General features: G+C 59.4%; 15 protein-coding genes. 8 read left to right on the top strand and 7 right to left on the bottom strand.

Going from position 1 to position 19,056, the window contains the following annotated elements; translation table 11 throughout:
- Positions 1-152: 152 nt before the first annotated feature.
- Genes AB5Y82_RS08335 through AB5Y82_RS08320 form a run of 4 tightly spaced genes read right to left on the bottom strand, consistent with a single transcriptional unit; the run spans position 153 to position 3,307 of the window.
- The gene (locus AB5Y82_RS08335; RefSeq protein WP_111900352.1) at positions 153-1,319 is read right to left on the bottom strand and encodes a hypothetical protein; all 1,167 of its coding nucleotides are present in this window, start codon (positions 1,317-1,319) and stop codon (positions 153-155) included.
- Positions 1,319-1,690 (bottom strand): GtrA family protein, encoded by a 372-nt coding sequence (locus AB5Y82_RS08330; protein WP_005338463.1) that lies wholly within the window; start codon positions 1,688-1,690, stop codon positions 1,319-1,321. The genes AB5Y82_RS08335 and AB5Y82_RS08330 overlap by 1 nt, the downstream gene beginning before the upstream one ends.
- Positions 1,690-2,706 (bottom strand): glycosyltransferase family 2 protein, encoded by a 1,017-nt coding sequence (locus AB5Y82_RS08325; RefSeq protein WP_111900353.1) that lies wholly within the window; start codon positions 2,704-2,706, stop codon positions 1,690-1,692. Before AB5Y82_RS08325 ends, AB5Y82_RS08330 begins: the two co-directional genes overlap by 1 nt.
- A gap of 55 nt (positions 2,707-2,761) precedes the next feature.
- Entirely contained in the window at positions 2,762-3,307 is a 546-nt protein-coding gene (locus AB5Y82_RS08320; RefSeq protein ID WP_041202288.1) for a hypothetical protein, read from the bottom strand.
- A 316-nt stretch (positions 3,308-3,623) separates the two neighbouring features.
- On the opposite strand from AB5Y82_RS08320, the gene AB5Y82_RS08315 reads away from it, so the two are divergent.
- From AB5Y82_RS08315 to AB5Y82_RS08300, 4 genes are all read left to right on the top strand, one after another.
- Positions 3,624-4,388 carry an ABC transporter substrate-binding protein gene (locus AB5Y82_RS08315; protein ID WP_111900354.1) on the top strand — a complete coding sequence of 255 codons (765 nt, stop codon included), beginning with the start codon at positions 3,624-3,626 and terminating at the stop codon, positions 4,386-4,388.
- A 92-nt stretch (positions 4,389-4,480) separates the two neighbouring features.
- Positions 4,481-5,965 (top strand): murein L,D-transpeptidase, encoded by a 1,485-nt coding sequence (locus AB5Y82_RS08310; RefSeq protein ID WP_111900355.1) that lies wholly within the window; start codon positions 4,481-4,483, stop codon positions 5,963-5,965.
- Between the two features lie 164 nt (positions 5,966-6,129).
- Entirely contained in the window at positions 6,130-6,675 is a 546-nt protein-coding gene (locus AB5Y82_RS08305) for a DUF882 domain-containing protein (RefSeq protein WP_005338458.1), read from the top strand.
- Between the two features lie 47 nt (positions 6,676-6,722).
- Positions 6,723-6,974: a hypothetical protein gene (locus tag AB5Y82_RS08300; protein WP_005338457.1), complete on the top strand. Its 252-nt coding sequence runs from the start codon at positions 6,723-6,725 to the stop codon at positions 6,972-6,974.
- 85 nt (positions 6,975-7,059) lie between these two features.
- Here the strand turns inward: AB5Y82_RS08300 and AB5Y82_RS08295 are convergent, their stop codons facing one another.
- Together AB5Y82_RS08295 and cysZ are read right to left on the bottom strand one after the other, a co-directional pair.
- A complete protein-coding gene (locus AB5Y82_RS08295) occupies positions 7,060-7,674 on the bottom strand; it encodes a trimeric intracellular cation channel family protein (protein WP_005338456.1) in 615 nt (204 codons plus the stop codon).
- Between the two features lie 146 nt (positions 7,675-7,820).
- Positions 7,821-8,585, bottom strand: a complete 765-nt coding sequence (cysZ, locus tag AB5Y82_RS08290) for a sulfate transporter CysZ (RefSeq protein WP_005338455.1) — start codon at positions 8,583-8,585, stop codon at positions 7,821-7,823.
- Positions 8,586-8,799: 214 nt separating this feature from the next.
- Here cysZ and AB5Y82_RS08285 point away from each other — a divergent pair, with 214 nt between their 5' ends.
- From AB5Y82_RS08285 to ligA, 3 genes are all read left to right on the top strand, one after another.
- A complete protein-coding gene (locus tag AB5Y82_RS08285; RefSeq protein ID WP_111900356.1) occupies positions 8,800-12,174 on the top strand; it encodes an AAA family ATPase in 3,375 nt (1,124 codons plus the stop codon).
- Between the two features lie 15 nt (positions 12,175-12,189).
- The gene (zipA, locus tag AB5Y82_RS08280; protein ID WP_111900357.1) at positions 12,190-13,320 is read left to right on the top strand and encodes a cell division protein ZipA; all 1,131 of its coding nucleotides are present in this window, start codon (positions 12,190-12,192) and stop codon (positions 13,318-13,320) included.
- A 99-nt stretch (positions 13,321-13,419) separates the two neighbouring features.
- Entirely contained in the window at positions 13,420-15,426 is a 2,007-nt protein-coding gene (ligA, locus tag AB5Y82_RS08275) for an NAD-dependent DNA ligase LigA (RefSeq protein WP_368173862.1), read from the top strand.
- Between the two features lie 82 nt (positions 15,427-15,508).
- Here the strand turns inward: ligA and AB5Y82_RS08270 are convergent, their stop codons facing one another.
- Positions 15,509-16,483, bottom strand: coding sequence for an ABC transporter substrate-binding protein (locus AB5Y82_RS08270; protein WP_368173861.1), 975 nt, complete (start codon positions 16,481-16,483; stop codon positions 15,509-15,511).
- Between the two features lie 445 nt (positions 16,484-16,928).
- Here AB5Y82_RS08270 and nrdD point away from each other — a divergent pair, with 445 nt between their 5' ends.
- A complete protein-coding gene (nrdD, locus tag AB5Y82_RS08265; RefSeq protein WP_368173860.1) occupies positions 16,929-19,046 on the top strand; it encodes an anaerobic ribonucleoside-triphosphate reductase in 2,118 nt (705 codons plus the stop codon).
- Positions 19,047-19,056: the final 10 nt, after the last annotated feature.

The following is a 19,056-nucleotide window of genomic DNA, read 5'->3' as shown; positions in this document are numbered from 1 at the left end:
GCCGATTTGTGACTTCAGTTCAAATGGTTACGTTTTCAAGCCGAGGAAAGTGTGACGGAGAGGAGATGGGAGGCTCTGTCGATAAAAATAGCGGCCATAAAAAAATGCCGGTCAGGTGACCGGCATTTGGTGTATCAGGCATCGTCGTCACATCAGACGGTGAAGAACTTGAAGTTGACGAAGGCCACCGCGATGAAGGAGGCCACCATGCCGCTGATGCAGAGCACAGCAGGGCGGATGGCGGGCCAGCGATGGGTCAGCAGAATGATGGCCAGCAGGGTCGGGTAGAGCCCGAACATATAGCGTGGCATGGCGTTGAGGCCGGTCATCAGCGGGATGGTGCAGCAGATGAACATCAGGGTCGCTTCCGCCCAGCGCTTCTGGCTGAACAGGTAACCGTTCAGGCACCAGCCGAAGATCACCATGATGGAGAGGTAAGCCTTGCGGCCGCCCAGCTCGAAACCGCTCAGCCACCAGTCCAGCGGGCTGTCCATGTACCGACCCCATGCCACCTGAATGTGTTTGAAGGCGAAGGCATCGCCGGTCAGGTGATAGAGGTAGACCATGTAGGCAAACAGGCCAAACGGGATCATCCAGAGGGTGAACACCACCTTGAAGGCGCGCTCGGTAAAGCGGAAAAATTCCCGCCAGCCGTAGGCCTGCAGCGCCAGGATCAGCACCGGGAAGACCATCATCACCCCCAGGTTGCGGGTGGCGGAGATACAGACCCCCAGCACGGCCACCATCAGCCACTGCTCCCGATAGGCGAACAGGAACATCCCCAGCATCAGCGCCATAAAGGTCGACTCGGTATAACCGGAGACGAAGTAGGCGGAGAAGGGGGAGAAGGCGAGCAGCCAGACGCCGAAGCGGGCGGTATCGTCCCCCAGCTTGAGCTGACGCAACACCAGCAGCATCAGCGGCAAGCTGGCGAAGAAGGAGAGGTTGGTAACAATGATGAGGCCGATCAGGCTCTCCACATTGAACAGGTTGGAGATGGCACCGGAGACCATCGGGTAGAGCGGCATAAAGGCCCAGTTGGCCGCATTGCCCTTGCTCAGCCAGCGCGGGTAGAGGTCGTAGCCGTTCTCGATGATGCGCTGGAACCAGACGCAGTCGAACTGGCAATAGGCCTGCAGCGGGCCGATGTCGGGGGAGCCATAGAGCTGGACACCGAAGTAGCCCATGCCATACAGCGCCACCCGGCTCAGAATGAAAGCGGCAATGATCATCAGCCAGTCACGGCCGCTGATGCGCAGTGACGGGCGATAGGGGAGTGCAGCCTCGGTTAGCGGGGCAGTATTGGTCATATCATTCATCAGGCAAAAACCCAGACGCGAGAGAGAACGTAAGTGAGGACGGTAACGGTCAGGGTGGCGATGACCACCGGCAGCAGACCGGAGAGCCCCGCAAACAGCAGACCGCTCAGGATCAGGTTACGCACCGCCAGCGAGAAGAGGGCGACCAGCAGAAACTTGCTGGCGGCTCCCTGCTTCTGGAAGGTGATGTAGCGGTGACCAAAGAAGGAGAACCAGAACGCGATGGCAAAAGCCAGCGTGGTAACCAGGTGCTCCGAGATGGTGGGCCAGGTATGAAACAGTGCGATGGAGGTGCCCAGATCGACGAGGGTAGCTCCCCCGCCGACAAAACCGAAACGTACCAGCCGCCAGAATTCCTCGCGGGAGATCATCAGGACGCTTGCTCCTGCTGCTCTTGCGGGTTGCTGTCAGCGCTCTGCGGTTTGCCCGCATCCTGCTTGGCATACTGGCCATAGACCCCTTCAATGAGGTAGACCGGGCGCTGTTTCACTTCCACGAACATGCGGCCGATGTATTCGCCGATGATGCCGAGCGACAACAGCTGGATACCACCGAGGAACAGCACTACGGACATCAGGGAGGCGTAACCGGGCACGTCGATGCCGAAGAAGATCACCTGGGTGATGATTTTCAGGATATAGAGGAAGGCAACCAGCGAGACGCTGACCCCCACATAGCTCCAGACCCGCAGCGGCCAGCTGGAGAAGCTGAGCAGACCGTCGAGGGCGAAGTTCCACAGTTTCCAGTAGTTGAACTTGGTTTCACCGGCGTGACGGGCAGGGCGCTCGTAGGGGACGCCAACGGCACGGAAACCGGCCCAGGCAAACAGACCCTTCATGAAGCGGTTGCGCTCCGGCAGCAGCTTGATCGCCTCGACCACGCGACGGTCGATCAGGCGGAAGTCACCGGCGTTTTCCGGCAGCTTGGTGCTGGTGGAGAGCGCATTGAAGAAGCGGTAGAAGCCACCTGCAGTCAGGCGCTTCATCGGGGTATCGGCACTGCGATCGACGCGGATGCCGTAGACGGTGTCATAGTCACCGGTCTGCCACAGTTTGACGAACTCCAGGATCAGGGCGGGCGGGTCTTGCAGATCCACGTCCATTGGCACGATGGCATCCCCTTTGGCCTGATGCAGACCTGCGGTCAGGGCCGCTTCTTTACCGAAGTTGCGTGCCAGGTTGACCAGGGTCACGCGCGGGTCACGGGCGATGGCCTGCTCGACCACTTCACGGGTGCGGTCACGGCTGCCATCGTTGACGAATACAATTTCAAGCTGGTCTTTCAGCGGGGCCAGTTCGTTGTCTATCGCGTTGATGAAGGCATCGATGCTCTCTTCCTCGTTGTAAACGGGAACGACCAGAGAGAGTCGAAAATCTGGATGCGACATAAGAACGTCCTTATTTGGGATAGTTGTTTTTATAAAATGGTATTCGGGGCAAGGATCACTGGGCTACGGTCAAACGTACCGACTGCACATTGATAGGAGTAGGTGCCGAGAGCGCCAGAAAATTGGGGCGCTTGGGATCTGCCGTGAGCGAGTCACCGGGCAGACTGAGGCGGATTTCGTTGATGCCCGCTTTGGCCAGTTTCACCGTAGTGGTGAAGTCGTGACCCAGCGCCACTTTCAACAGAGCACCGGCTTCCGGGCTGTTGATGCGGGCCTGTACGGTCAGCTGATCCGGATTGGCTGCTTGCTTGGGTAGCACAAAGTAGAGACCGCCCTGACCGCTGAGCAGGGTACCTTCGTCGCTCGGCTTCTTGGCCCAGCCTTCGCTGGAGAGGAAGCGGCTTGGCTTGGTCAGATTGAGCTCGTTACCCGGCTGATAGGTCATGCTGGAGTTGTGTTCCCAGAAGCGGGTCTTGCCTTCCAGATAATAGAGTTTGTAGGCCAGGCTCACGTTGGGGTGAGCAGCCAGATAGAGGGTGTAAAGATAAAAACCGCTTAATGCCAGAATGGCAGTCAAAAAACCGAACTTTTTGTACGTCATATCACTCTCTATGCCTGACAGAATGGGTAGGCCGATGTCGCGCATATGCTAATCCAATTGCAAAAAAAGCATAGTGGATCACAAAAAAATATTTGGTCACATATTAACCCCTTTTTACCCCTGTTCCAAACGTTGCTGTTTCCCGGTTAAACAGGCCTGGCGGGGCGCAGGTTGCCAGTGGCGCTCCGGCAGGGCAATTGGTAAATAGAAGCGCTTTGCTGCGTCATTTTCTAGCGGATGCGATAGTCATCTGGCCTCTATCGCCATTTTGCAGGGGGCGATTTATGATGACTCACCTATTCGTCAAGGATGACATATGAAGTGGCTCTCTTGCTGTCTGCTGCTTGGATTATGGGCGCCAATGGCATTGGCCAAGGCCCTGTGTCCCGAGCCCATTCAGGTCGGTTACGATAACTGGCCCCCCTACCATTATTACGAAGCCGACTCACCGCAAGAGGTGCGCGGTTATGCCGCCGAGGTGCTGACGGCTGTGCTCACTTCCATGCACTGCAAGGTCAACTATGTGGAGCTGCCCTGGAAGCGGGTACTGCACGAAATGGAGCATGGCGAGATAGACATGGCGATGGAGGCGAATATCAATGATGAGCGCGCTCGTTATGCCTGGTTTTCCGACTCCTACAACCCGGGGCGCACTTTGCTGTGGATCCGCAAGGGCAGCCACTATCCCGAGCAGGATCTGGCGAGCTGGCTGGCCAATGGTTACTCCCTCGGCGTCACCAAAGAGTACTTCTATGGCGATGAAGTGATGTCGCTGCTCGCTCGCTATGCCAAACAGGTGAGTGCGGTGAGCGACCAGCAAAATTTTGAGAAGCTGGCCCGCGGGCGGATCGACGGTTTCCTCGGTGACATGTTGGCTACCCCCAGCGCCCTTAACAAGGAGGGGATGAGCGGTCTGTTCACCAGTCACCCCATGGTGGTATCTGAATCGCCGAGCTTCTTTATGTTGGGCAAGCGCAGCTTTTCGCCGCAGTTCTTGCAACAATTTAATCAGGCGTTGGCGCGGTTCAAGGAGACAGATGCGTATGACATTATCTGGCAGCGTTATGCCCCCGGGCGCTAGCAAAGTATTGGCCGTTCACGCATCATGAGCGGCCTGAGCATCGGGTCTGCTTGTCAGGCCTGACAGAGTGAACAAACCGTTTTGAGGTACCCATGGGGATGAAGTATTGGCTGGCCCTTGCCAATCTGGTGTGGCTGGGATGTTTGCCCGCTGGCGCGGTACATGCGACCGAAGCACAAGTCGTAGTGGCGGCCAGTGAAACCGGGCACGACTGGTATCAGGGCAGTCAGGCCGAACAGGCCCGTGTCGAGCTGGAGCAGCAGTTGCAAGAGGCTGTGCTTGCCCAGCTGCATCCCGATTTTTTCACGCTGTGGAAGCGCCTGCAGGCCACCCCTGCAGACAAGCGTGGTGCCATCTATGACGACATTTTTATCAAGCTGAGTCGTTTCCAGCATGCCTGGCGGGGGATGGATCTGGTCTCGCGCGAGCAGATGAAGACTCTCAAGCTCGATTTGAACCGCCCTGTGGTGTCCCAGCCCAGCGATGATGACCTGCTCACCCAGGTGAAATCCCTGCGCCCCCAGGTGGCTGAATACGAGGCGGTGCGAGCCAAAGTGCACAAGCTGCTGGCGATGCCGATGGCCAGCAAGTGGCCGACCCTCGATATGCCGACCCTGCGTGCCGGAGAGAGCTCCGCCGAGCTCGGCCAAATCCGCGCCATGCTCAACGAGCTGGGCGACAGCGCCCCGAGCCATGGTGATCAGATTTACGATGGTGATACCGAGCAGGCCATCAAGCAGTTCCAGCGTCGTCATGGTCTCACCGCAGACGGCATCATCGGCCGTCAGACCCGCTCCTGGCTCAATACCGGCCCGCAAGTGCGCGCCAGCCTGCTGCTGCGCAACCTGTGGCGTCGCGATCTGGTGGATCAGCTCGCCGGTGGCCGCTACGTGCTGGTCAATATTCCTGACTACCGCCTGAGCGTGGTGGAGTCCGGCAACGAGGTGTTTACCAGCCGGGTCATCGTCGGCAAGGAGCAGCGGGCCACCCCCATTCTGGCCAGCGAAATTCGCTCCATCGTGCTCAACCCCTCCTGGCATGTGCCGCGCTCCATCCTGAGCAAGGACATCCTGCCCAAGCTGGGTCGGGATCCCGCGTACCTGAGTCGCGAGCAGTTCGAGGTGATCGACAGCGAGGGCAATCCGGTCCAGTTCACCGAAGAGGGGTGGCATCAGGCGCTGGCCGCCGGTTTCCCCTATCGCCTGCGGCAAAAGCCGGGGGATCACAATGCCCTGGGGCGCTACAAGTTCTACCTGCCCAACAATGACGCCATCTATCTGCACTCCACCCCGCGCAAGGCGCTGTTCGAGCAGGGGGCGCGCGCCTTCAGCTCGGGCTGCATCCGGGTGGAACATGCGGACGATCTGGCCGAACTGTTGCTGGCGGACTCCCGCTATCAGCCGGACAAGGTGGCCAATATCCTCAAGGAGAGCCAGACCAAATGGTTGCCGCTCACCACGCCGATCCCGGTCTTTACCGTCTACTGGAGCAGCTGGATCGACGAAAATGGTCGCCAGCAACTGCGTAACGACATCTACGGATTTGATCGGGTCAGCTTCCAGAGCCGCCTGCTGTGATCCCTGCCACAGAGTGAAAAGCCCGGCCTGTGCCGGGCTTTTCTATGGGCGATTGAGGTTTGACAGGGCGCCCCGCCGGAGGGTAGTTTCAAGCGCCTGTATCACATTCAATCAGTGATCTTATTCAACTATTTTCGCTTGAATCTGCGATGGACGAACCCCTTATGCTGGAACAAGAGATAAGTCGACGTCGCCTGTTGCTGGGAGCCGGTTGCCTGTTGGGCAGCTCGCTGATCTCCTTCCCTGCACTGGCCAGCCGCAGTACCACCGGGCGTGAACTCAGTTTCTTCAATCTCAATACCGGCGAGCGGGTGCGCGCCAGCTATTGGGAGAACGGCCACTATCTGAGCGACGGGTTGGCCGAGCTCAACCACATCTTCCGCGATTACCGGCGCAACGAAGTGTTCAACATCGACAAGAAGTTGTTTGATCAGCTGTTTCTGTTGCAGCACAAGCTGGGTCGGCGCAGTGAAATCCAGCTGATCTCCGGCTATCGCGCCCCGGCAACCAATCGTCAGAAGCGCCACAAGAGCCGCGGCGTGGCCAAGCACAGCTACCACACCCTGGGGCAGGCGGTGGATGTGCGGATCCCCGGCGTACAGCTGGCCCATCTGCGCAAGGCGGCGCTCCAGCTCAAGGTGGGTGGGGTTGGTTACTATCCCCGTGATAACTTCGTTCACCTCGATACCGGCCCGGTGCGCAGCTGGTAAAGGGGTTGGCAAACTGCCAAGCTCTTCCCACCAGAGAGGAGATTGCGATGAAAAAGATAGTGATTGGCGGCCTGATCGCCCTGTTGTTGACCGGTTGCAGCAAGCTCAACCGTGAAAATTACGACCAGTTGAAGATGGGGATGAGTTACGCCGAGGCCAGCACCATTCTGGGCAAGGCGGAGCGTTGTGATGACGCCTTGGGCACCACCAGCTGCCTCTGGGGCGGAGAAGGGAAGAATATCAAGATCCGCTTTATCGCCGACAAGGCGACCTTCTTTAGCTCGGAAGGGATTAACTGAGTCTCAGACCGTCCATGAAAAAAGCGCCGCTCGGGCGCTTTTTTGTTGCTCGCAATCCAACCCGCCTCGCCAGAAGCTGGCGTACTCAGTGGGTCGCGTACTGGTAGTTGAAGGTGGGTAGACCCCACTTGAAGCGAACCGCCAGCAGCCGCAGCACAAAGCCGATTCCGATGGAACCGAACGCGGCCCAGTTGGTCGGCAAGCCCTGATCCAGCGCCAGACAGTAGAGGGCTGCGGTGATCAGCGAAATGGCTGCATAGAGCTCGCGACGAAATACCAGTGGAATCCGCTGGCAGAGCAGATCCCGCAGCACCCCGCCAAAGACCCCGGTCACTACCGCCATGATGCAGGCAATACCGGCGCCGTGGCCCATATCCAGCGCTCGGGCCGCACCGAAGATGGAGAAGACCACCAGTCCCAGGGCATCGAGGGCCATGAACAGCTTGCCGAGGTAGCGCATCAGGGGGGCGGAGACCACACCCGCCATCGCGGCTGCGGCAACCAGCAGCACGTATTCCGGATGTTCAATCCAGAGCAGCGGATAGTGGCCCAGCAGCACATCGCGAATGGTGCCACCACCGATGGCCGTCGCCGAGGCGATGATCACCACACCAAACAGATCCATCCGTCGCCGACCCGCGGCCAGCGCGCCGGTCATCCCTTCGGCCACCAGGCCCACCAAGAAGAGTGCATGTAACATGAGATATCCCAGGGAACGAGAAAGGCCAGAATCCTACCAACTCGTGTCATATGGGACAAGCTATCGTATGCATGCATTAATTTAATTCATGATAAATGCGAAAAAGGCACCGTTTCGGGTGCCTTTTTCTAATCAATGTTCAAGGGTTAGCGCCCCAACTGCTCTTGCCGGTAGTGATCGACCCACATGGCGGTGGCGCCACAGATGGCGACTGGCATCACAAAGAGGTTCACCACCGGAATGGCGGAGAAGAGGGTCACCAAAGCGCCGAAGCTGAGGCATTTGCCGCGGCGTTGCTTCAAGGCATCGCGCATGGTGATGAAGTCGATCTTGTGGTTGTCGAAGGGATAATCCACATACTGGATCGCCATCATCCAGGCACTGAACAGGAACCAGAGCACAGGCGCCAGGGTCTGGCCCACCACCGGGATCAGGAACAGGATCAGGCAGCCGATGGCCTTGGGCAGGTAATACTTCAGCTTGGTCCATTCGCGGCCGAAGGTGCGTGGCACATCCTTGACGATATCCAGCATGCCGCTGTCATTGGCGGGCTGGCCGGTGAGGATCTGCTCCACCTTCTCCGCCAGCAGGCCGTTGAAGGGAGCGGCTACCCAGTTGGCAACCGAGCTGAAGATAAAGGAGAAGACCACCAGGATTGTGATGAGGGCGATGGGCCACAGCAGGTAGTCCAGCCAGTCGAGCCAGGCGGGGATCTGCTGATGGAGCCAGGCGAACAGGCCGTCCAGTTGCAGCAACAGGGCATAGAAGGCCCCGGCAAAAAGCACGAAGTTGACCAGTAGGGGGATCAGCACAAAGGTGCGGATGCCCGGTTGGCGAATAAGGGAAAAACCGCGCAGAAAGTAGTCTGCACCGCTGATTGAATCTTTGACCATATGGGGTGATTGGCTCATGTGAGCTCCATCTATGCATGGGAGAACTGCCAGCATATTACAAACAAGCCTTTGATTTGGTAAAGTCGCCGACTATTCCTTATTTCGTGCCGTGGCGACTGAAAATCGGGCATTGAATGGGGATGATACCTGCATATTACAAGCAAAGCCGGGTCTGGATTTGGTAAAGTCACCTGCCCGCCTCCTCTTTATTTAGCCACTGATACAGGTCGCCATGCGTCTGAAACTGATCAAACTCGCCGGCTTCAAGTCGTTCGTCGAGCCGACCCGCATCGAACTGTCGGCAGACATGACCGCCGTGGTGGGTCCCAATGGCTGTGGCAAATCCAACGTCATCGACGCGGTGCGCTGGGTACTGGGGGAGAGTTCCGCTCGCCATCTGCGCGGTGAGAACATGACCGATGTCATCTTCAACGGCTCCATCAATCGCAGTGCGCACGGGCGCGCCTCGGTCGAGCTGGTGTTCGACAATCCCCACAACCGGGTGCCCGGCGAGTTTGGCCGCTTTACCGAGATCTCGGTGCGTCGCGAAGTGCTGCGCGACGGCTCCAACCACTATCAGATCAACGGCCAGAAGTGCCGCCGCAAAGATGTGACCGACCTCTTCCTCGGCACCGGTCTTGGCCCCCGCAGCTACGCCATCATCGAGCAGGGCACTGTCAGCCGACTGGTGGAGTCACGTCCGGCCGATCTCAAGCTCTTTATGGAAGAGGCCGCCGGGGTTTCCCGCTACAAGGAGCGGCGGCGCGAGACCGAGCAGCGCATTCGCCACACTCAGGAGAACCTGGAGCGCCTCGGCGATATTCGCGGCGAGCTGGGTTCGCGCCTTGAGCACCTCAAAGCCCAGGCCGAAACGGCCGAGCGCTACAAACAGCTCAAGAGTCGTTCGCGCGCCGCTCGCGCCGAGCTGATTGGCTCCGAGTTGTGGGCGCTGGAGACGCGCCTTGGCGAGGCCAAAACCGAACTGGCGCAGGCCGAGCAGGCGCTGGCTGCGCTCGATGCCAAGCGCACCGCCGATGAGGGGCGCCACGTCACCCTGTCGGTTGCCAGACAAGAGGCGCAAGCCGAGCAGGCGAGCCGTCAGCAACAGATTTTTCTCGGCGGGCAGGCCATCGCCCGTCTCGAGCAACAGCAACTGCACCAGAGTGAACTGGGGCGCGACTGGCAGGCCCGTGCAGAGGCGCTGGGCGAGCGGATTGCTACCCGCAAGGCGCAGCTTGCCAGCCAGCAGGATCAGCTGACCGAAGGGGTGTTGCGCGCCGAGCAGGAGAGTGCCCGGCTGGAGCAGTGTGAGCAGTTGCTCACCGAGCAGCAGGAGGCCCGCCAGCACGCCAGCGAGCAGCTGGAGCAGGCCCGCCTGCGCCAGCAGCAGTGGCAGCAACAGTTGGCCGGGTTGCAGGGCCAGCTCAACCAGACTCGTACCCGGTTGGGTGGCTTGCAGGAGTTGCAAGCCAAGACCCGGCTGGCCCGCCTCAAGCTGGAAGATGAACGCGCTGGCCCCCTCGGCGCTGAGGACGATGACCTGCAACCGGCCCTCGATGCCCTTAGTGGTGAGCTGGAGCTGACGCGGGCGGCCAATGGCGAGCTGACCGAGCAGCTGGCGCAGGCGGTCGACGCCCATGAACTACTCAAGCAGCAGCATGGCCAGCAGTTGAGCCTGCAGCGGGAGCTGGAAGCGCGGCTGGCGACCCTGGATCAGATCCTCGGCGAACAGATGGAGGGGGCGACCCTAGCCGACCGGTTGCAGGTTGCCCCCGAGTGGGCACAGGCACTCGACAAGGTGCTGGGTCGCTGGCTCACCGCAACGCCAGCGGACGAGTGCAATCTGGCGCAAGAGGGGCTCTGGATTGGCCCGGCGCAACCGGCGGTTGCCGGTACGCTGGCGGCGCAACTGGGCGGCGAGCATATTCCCGCCTTCCTCAATGCCATCTGGCTGGTGGAGAGCCGGGAGGCCGCATTGGCCCGCCAGCCAAGCCTTACGCCCGGTGAGTCGGTACTGACTCCTGCTGGCGACTGGCTGGGGCCAAACTGGGCAGATCTGGGGCAGGGCGCGGCGCTTGGCACCATGGCGCTGCTGGGTGAGCGTGAGCGGTTGCATACCGAGCATGAGAAGGTTGCCGCGGGGCTGGCACAGCTGAGCGAGCAAGTTGTTGCTGCCGATGCCCGGCGTGCCCAGCTTGCCAGTGCGCAGGAGTTGTCGCAGCGAACCTTGCGCGAGCAAGAGCAGAAATGGCAACAACTGCGCGAAGCCTGGAGTCTGCAACAGGGTCAGCGGCAGGAGCGGTTGCAGCGGCTCGGTCAGCTCGGCGAAGAGCTGATCCGGCTCGATCAGGAGCAGGCCGAAGAGGCAGAGCGGCTGGCCAGCGCCCGTGAGCAACTGGAACTCGATGAGGCGCGCCTTGCCGAGTTGCAGGAGCAGGGGGAGCCGCTGACGCAAGGGTTGCAGGTTGCTCAGGAGCAGCTGACCCGCTGCGAGCGGGCGGTCGACGAGGCCCGTGTGCGCCGCGAGCAGCAACAAGCGGCCTGCCAGCGTTTGCAACTGGAGTTGGGCAATCTGCGCCAACTCATTACCCTGGACGAAGAGGAGTTGGCGAGGCTCGGACTGGAGCTGGCCGGGCTGAAAGGGCCGGATAGTGAAGCAGTGCCGGATCTGGCGCCCCTGCTGGCCGAGCAGCGCAATCTGGAGGCGCAGCAGCTCGCCTGCCATCAACGGCTTGCGGAGCTGGAGCGCCAGCTCGGTGAGTTGGAACAGGCCAGAAGTGCCGATCACAAGCAGCTGGTGACGTTGCAGGAGAAGCTGGCAACACTGCGCCTTGAGCGCGAACGCAACCTCACCCGTCGACAGGGGCTGCACGAGCAGTTCGAAGAGCTGGGGATTCGACTGGTAGATCTCGATCAGGCTGTGTTGATCGCCGCTGATCGCAGCAAGCTGCGGCAGGAGATCCAGACCCTGGAGGCGCAAGTGGAGGCACTCGGCGCCATCAACCTGGCGGCGCTGGAGGAGTACGAAGAGGCGAAAACCCGGGCAACCTATCTTGAAAACCAGTGTCAGGATCTCGAGCAAGCGCTGGAAACCTTGAGCCAAGCCATTAAAAGAATTGATAAAGAGACACAAATACGGTTCCGGGACACTTTCGATAAGGTCAACGAAGATTTAAAATCCCTGTTTCCAAAAGTGTTCGGTGGGGGCAGTGCCTGGCTTGAGCTTACCTCCGATGATCTTTTGGAGGCCGGAGTGAGCATCATGGCGAGACCTCCGGGTAAGAAGAATGCTACCATTGCCCTGCTTTCCGGGGGGGAGAAGGCGTTAACCGCGCTTGCGCTGGTTTTTGCCATCTTCAGACTCAACCCAGCACCTTTTTGTCTGCTGGATGAGGTGGATGCACCGCTCGATGAAGTGAACGTCGGTCGCTTCTGTTCTCTTGTCAAAGAGATGTCGAGCACAGTACAGTTCGTTTACATCAGTCATAATAAGGTCTCCATGGAGATGGCTGAGCAGCTGGTTGGCGTCACGATGCAAGAGCCCGGGGTTTCTCGCATTGTGTCGGTCGATATCGGTGAAGCCGTCGCTTTGGCTGAGCAAAACTAGAAAGAGAAGCAGCTAATGCAGGAATTGCGTTACATCTTGGTTGCCCTGGGCGGTATTGCTATTGCGGCATTGCTCATTCACGGGTTGTGGAGCAACAAAAAGAATCGTCAGGCACCGATCAAAGAGAAACCGATTGGACGGATGGACTCCAAGTCGCGGGAGCGTGATAACGACGCCTTCGACAGCGATGGCATCGGCCAGGTACGCGTGGTCAGTGGTGGCCGTCGTGCCGAGCCCAAGCTGCGCAGTGAAGAGAGCCGCCAGCCGGAACTCGGTCGTCGCCCTGCCGTCCCCGCCTTTGATGATGAAGATGACGAGGACGATCTGCCGCCGCCCGTAGTGCGCAAGCCTGCTGCCCGCCCGGTTCCGCCGCCTCCTGTCTATGAAGAGGAGGAAGCTTTCGACGAACCGCTGCCCGAGGAGATCGACGAGGCGCCTGCCGCGCCGGTGCGCAAACCTGCTCAGGTCAATCGTCGTACCCCGGTCTACCGTTCCCGTCCCCAGCGCGAGCCCATGATGCAGTCGCTGGACGACGAGCCGCTGGTCGAGCCCGCCTACGCGACTGCCCCGACCTTCGGTGCCCGTGCAGAGACAGTCCGTACCGCTGACACCGTGCGTGCCGAGCCGGTGCGAGCTCCCGAGCCTGTGTATGAAGAGCCGGCCTATGTGGCACCTGCTCCTGTGGTGGAAGAGCCGCGCATGGCGCCCCAGCCGGTCGAGAAGATCTGGCAGGATGTCTATGTCATCAACCTGATGGGCCGTCCGGGTCACGACTTGCAAGGTGCAACCCTGCTCTCATCCCTGATGGCGCTGGGCTTCAAGTTTGGCGAGATGGATATTTTCCACCGTCACGAAGATCCCAACGGCAAGGGTGAAGTGCTCTTCTCCATGATCAACATGGTCAAGCCAGGCACCTTCAATCCGTACCGGATGGAGCAGTTCACCACGCCGGGTGTCTCCCTGTTCATGCAACTGCCGCTGCGCAGCAATGCCGCGTTTGCCTTCGAGGATATGCTGCAGGCTGCCGATCAGCTGGCCAGCGATCTCGATGCCATGCTGACCGATATGGATCGCAGCCCGCTGAGCGACGAGACCATTGCCCGTTACCGTCACGAGCTGGCTGCCTACGAGGCCAGTCGCGACTAATACGCCATGCGGGTCGAGTGAAGAAAAAGTGCGGTACCCTGGTACCGCATTTTTGTTTCTACCCCGGCCGTATGTTCAATCACACTTCGAGACTTTTTCATGAGCGACACCCTCTCCCGCCACCGTCAATTGTGTGAACTGCTTACCGAATATGGTCACCAGTACTATGTGCTGGATAACCCCACAGTGCCGGATGCCGAATACGATCGCCTGATGCGCGAGCTGCTTGATATCGAGAAGCAGCAGCCTTCGCTACGAACCCCGTCTTCACCAAGCCAACGAGTTGGAAGTACCCCTTTGCCTGAGTTTCGGCAAGTGACCCATGAAGTTCCCATGCTCAGTTTGGATAATGTCTTTAATAATGAAGACCTTGATGATTTTGTTCATCGGATTGAAGGACGCTTAAAATCTACTGACTCTTTGAAGTTTTGTTGTGAGCCAAAGTTGGATGGACTTGCAGTTAGCCTGCTTTATGAGAATGGAATATTAGTTCAAGCCGCAACTCGCGGGGATGGACGAGTTGGGGAAAATATTACTGATAACGTTAGAACTATTCGGTCTGTTCCCTTGGCTCTTCAAGGTAAAGGTTGGCCGTTACGTTTAGAGGTTCGTGGCGAAGCCTTCATGAGGAAGAAGGACTTTGTTGATCTGAACGAACGAGCTTCTGCTGCTGGTGAAAAAGTTTTTGTTAACCCACGTAATGCTGCGGCTGGCAGTTTGCGCCAGCTCGATTCGCGTATTACCGCTAACCGCCGTTTGAGTTTCTATGCCTACGGCGTCGGTGTCGGCGGCGAGCAACTCGGTGGCTCTCACTTCGGTCGTCTCAATCAGCTCAAAGAGTGGGGACTGCCACTTAGTCCCGAGGTGAAACTCAAAGAGGGGGCTGCCGGTTGTCAGGCGTTCCACGACGACATTCTGGCCCGCCGTGGCGAGCTTCCTTATGAGATCGATGGTGTGGTCTACAAGGTGGATGCCATCCCCCTGCAAGAGGAGCTGGGCTTTGTGGCCCGCGCGCCGCGCTGGGCGACCGCCCACAAGTTCCCGGCCCAGGAGGAGATGACTCTGCTTGAGAACGTCGAGTTTCAGGTCGGCCGCACCGGCGCCGTGACCCCGGTCGCCAAGCTCAAACCGGTGTTTGTCGGCGGCGTGACTGTCTCCAACGCCACCTTGCACAACGCCGACGAGATTGAGCGCCTCGGCGTGATGATTGGCGATACCGTGATCGTGCGCCGGGCGGGGGATGTGATCCCGCAGATCGTCGCTGTGGTGGAGGCACAGCGCCCAAGCGACGCCCGCGCGATTCTCTTCCCGACCGAGTGTCCGGTCTGTGGCTCTGCGGTCGAGCGGCTGGAAGGGGAAGCTGTTGCCCGCTGCTCCGGTGGCCTGTTCTGCGAGGCGCAGCGCAAGGAGGCGATTAAGCACTTCGCCGCCCGTCGCGCCATGGATGTGGACGGCCTTGGCGACAAGATTGTCGAGCAGCTGGTAGACAAGGGGCTGGTGAAGACTCCCGCCGATCTCTTCAGCCTCAATGCCATCCAGCTGGCAGGTCTTGAGCGGATGGGGCAAAAATCGGCCCTCAATCTGGTAGCCGCCATCGATGCAGCGCGCAGCACCACCCTGCCGCGCTTCCTGTTTGCTCTGGGGATCCGCGAAGTGGGGGAGGCGACTGCGCTCAACCTTGCCAACCACTTCCTCACCCTGGATGCCCTGCGCGCTGCCTCGGTGGAGCAACTGCTCGAAGTGGCTGACGTGGGCGATGTGGTGGCCAAGCATGTCTACTACTTCCTGCGTCAGCCCCACAACGTGGAGGTGCTGGAAGCCTTGCTGGCTGCCGGCATCCACTGGCCGGCCATCGAGAAGAAAGTGGCCGCGGAGCAACCCTTTGCCGGCAAGACCTTCGTGCTGACCGGCACCCTGACCACCTTGTCGCGCAACGACGCCAAGGCGGCATTGCAGGCGCTGGGAGCCAAGGTGGCGGGTTCGGTATCTGCCAAGACCGATGTGCTGGTCGCGGGGGAAGCGGCCGGTTCCAAGCTGACCAAGGCGCAGGAGCTCGGCATTACCATCTGGACCGAAGAGGAGCTGCAACAGGCGTTGCAGGGCTGATAGCCCTCACCAAGCCTGCTAACCGCAGCACCCGATAAAAGAGAACCCGGCATGGCCGGGTTCTCTTTTTTTGTTTCGGCGGTCACTCACGCCAGAGGATCTTGTGGCGCCATTTGTCGGGCACGGTGAGCTGCCAGCGGGCCAGCTCGCTCTTGCTGAAGACATATTCGCCGCGCAGGGCCGCTCGCGGGGAGATGGTACGGGGCAGGGTGCCCGCCAGAATGGTGTTGATGAGGCTGGCTGCCTGTGTCCCCTGATCGTGGCCGTCCAGCACCAGCCCGCCGATGGCCATCCCATTGCCGACGGTAAATTCCCAGAAACAGAAGAGCGGCACCGGTGTGTTGGCGCTGGTCCACTCCAGCACCGTCTTTTCGCTCACATGCTTGCCATTGTCATCGACCAGCGTGTGGTAGAGGCCGAGGAAGATTGCCTGATAGCCGTTCTTCTTGGCGTTGAGCACTGCCTCCTGCCAGAGGCTGTAATCCCCCATCAGCTGGCTGTTGACCCGGGTCTGACCGACCCGCAGCTCGGTCTGGGTCTTGAATTCATCCTCGATGGCGGTGAGGGCCACATTGCTGGAATCAAACAGCACCAGAGCCTTGTCGAGCCCCCCCATCATCTGGCTTATTTCGCTGATGTTGCGCTTGAGCAGGGGACGCTCCAGCACGCCGGTGATCTTGGGGTGGCCGACAAAGCCCTTGAGCCGGGGGTTCTCGTTCATGCCGAGAAAGACCACTGGAGTGCCCAGCGAGGCGATCTCGTTGGCCAGATAGTTGATGGCGTTGTCATCCCCCAGTACCACCAGATCCGGTTTGCTCTTGAGATAAAAGGCGATGGCTTGTTGGGCAATTTCGTCGAACTTCTCCCGTGGATGGCGTTTGGTGTCCATATAGAAGTGAGTGATCTTGTGCTCCCCCTGCAAGCCATCGAGCAGCCCTTTGTTGTAGCTTTGGTCCCACAGGTATTCGGGATGGTAGCTGCTGATCACCAGAATGTTTGCGGCCCAGAGCGGCAGAGAGAGGGTGGATAGCAGTAGCAATAGCAGGGAGGTGCGCATGGGTTGTCCCTTGTCGAGGGGGAGAGAGTTCTTGTTCAGTATGGGCGGTTTTGGTTGACGCTGTCATCTCGAAACCGGTGCGGCGGGGGGCGATTTTTTTTCGGGTGGGTGGATCGGACGCCAGCCCGCACCCTGCTTGAGATTGGATTTGAATGGGGCTCCTTTGGGTTGGTCGTGAACTGTCCCGCTCGCTGAAAAACCTGTCCTGGATCAAGAAATGAGGCTTCGCTTTGGTGCCTAATAGACACCACATATAGGGACGCATTCGTTTTTAATCCCTATATGTTGTGTTATTAAGCTGTGTATAAGCTGTTCCCCTCCTATCTTCAGCCCAGGCTTGTCAAGCCTCGGCTGAATTTATTTGCGTCCAGGACGAGATGCCGGGAGGGGGGCCCAACAAGGGTGAGCCAGAGGCAAATGCCTGGCCTTTTAACGGGGAAAATTCATGAAACCGGTTGTGATCAAACGTGACGGATGTCGCGCACCATTCAATGCTCAGCTGATTGCAGAGGCGGTCAGCCGAGCGGCGGAAGCGGTCAATCAGGCCAATCCGGCACTCGCCTCCCGCATTGCCAATGCGGTGAGTCAGGAGCTGGAAGGGCGTGGTGAAGTTGATATCCACGAGATCCAGAACCGGGTCGAAAACCACCTGATGGCTTCCGACGACAAGGCCATCGCCCGTGCCTATATCGAATATCGCCACGACAGGGATCAGGCTCGCGAGGCGCGCGGCCGTCTGGCGCAGGAGATCCGCGGTCTGGTCGAGCAGACCAACGCCGCCCTGCTCAACGAGAATGCCAACAAAGACTCCAAGGTGATCCCGACCCAGCGCGACCTGCTGGCCGGTATTGTCGCCAAGCACTATGCCACCAGCCACATGCTGCCCCGTGATGTGGTTCAGGCTCATGAGAGCGGTGATCTGCACTTCCACGATCTCGATTACTCACCTTTCTTCCCGATGTTCAACTGCATGTTGATCGATCTGAAAGGGATGCTGACCCACGGCTTCAAGATGGGCAATGCGGAGATCGATACCCCGAAATCCATCAGCACCGCCACGGCCGTGACCGCCCAGATCATCGCCCAGGTGGCGAGCCACATCTATGGTGGTACCACCATCAACCGCATCGACGAAGTGCTGGCTCCCTATGTGACCATTAGCTGGCAGAAACACCGTGAAGTGGCCGAAGAGTGGGGCATTGCCGATGTGGAAGCCTACGCCATGGCCCGTACCGAGAAAGAGTGCTACGACGCCTTCCAGTCGCTGGAGTACGAGGTCAACACCCTGCACACCGCCAACGGTCAGACGCCGTTCGTCACCTTCGGCTTTGGTCTGGGGGATAGTTGGGAGTCGCGGATGATCCAGCGCGCCATCCTCAGCAACCGCATCGCTGGCCTTGGCAAGAACAAGAAGACCGCCGTGTTCCCGAAACTGGTGTTCGCCATCAAGGATGGCCTCAACCACAAGCAGGGCGATCCCAACTACGACATCAAGCAGCTGGCGCTGGAGTGTGCCTCCAAGCGGATGTATCCGGACATCCTCAACTACGACCAGGTCGTGAAAGTGACCGGCTCCTTCAAGACTCCCATGGGTTGCCGCTCCTTCCTCGGTGCCTACGAGGAGAATGGCGAGCTGATCCACGAAGGTCGCAACAACCTGGGTGTGGTGAGCCTCAACCTGCCGCGCATTGCCCTGAAATCCCGTGACGAAGCGGATTTCTGGGATCGTCTCGATGCCTCCCTGCGGGTCGCCAAGAAGGCGCTGATGTACCGCATCACCCGTCTGGACGGGGTGAAAGCGCGGGTTGCTCCGATCCTCTATATGGAAGGGGCTTGCGGCGTGCGGCTGAAGGCGGACGACAACGTCAGCGAGATCTTCAAGAACGGTCGTGCCTCCATTTCCCTCGGTTATATCGGGGTTCACGAGACCATCAACGCCCTGTTTGGTGACAAGGTTCACCTGTTTGACAGCACCGAGCTGCAACAGAAAGCCATCGCCATCATCGCCCGTCTCAAGGCGGCCATCGATGAGTGGAAAGAGGAGACTGGCTACGGCTTCAGCCTCTACTCCACCCCGAGCGAGAACCTCTGCACCCGTTTCTGCCGTATCGATGCCAAAGAGTTTGGCGTGGTATCCGGCGTGACCGACAAGGGGTACTACACCAACAGCTTCCACCTCGATGTGGAGAAGCAGGTCAATCCGTACGACAAGCTGGACTTCGAGGCGCCCTATCCGCCCATCGCCAGCGGCGGCTTCATCTGCTACGGCGAGTACCCCAACATTCAGCACAATCTGGAAGCGCTTGAGAACGTCTGGGATTACAGCTATGACAAGGTGCCCTACTACGGTACCAACACACCCATCGACGAGTGCTACGACTGCGGCTTCACCGGCGAGTTCGAGTGCACCTCCAAGGGCTTCACCTGCCCGCGCTGTGGCAACCACGACCCGGCCAAGGTGTCGGTGACCCGCCGTGTCTGCGGCTATCTCGGCAGTCCGGATGCGCGCCCCTTCAATGCGGGCAAGCAGGAAGAGGTGAAGCGCCGCGTCAAACATATGTAAGCGCACAGGC

The sequence above is a fragment of the Aeromonas sp. s13 genome (assembly GCF_040907905.1).
GTDB lineage: Bacteria > Pseudomonadota > Gammaproteobacteria > Enterobacterales > Aeromonadaceae > Aeromonas > Aeromonas veronii.
This window is presented reverse-complemented; position numbering and strand designations above follow the sequence as displayed.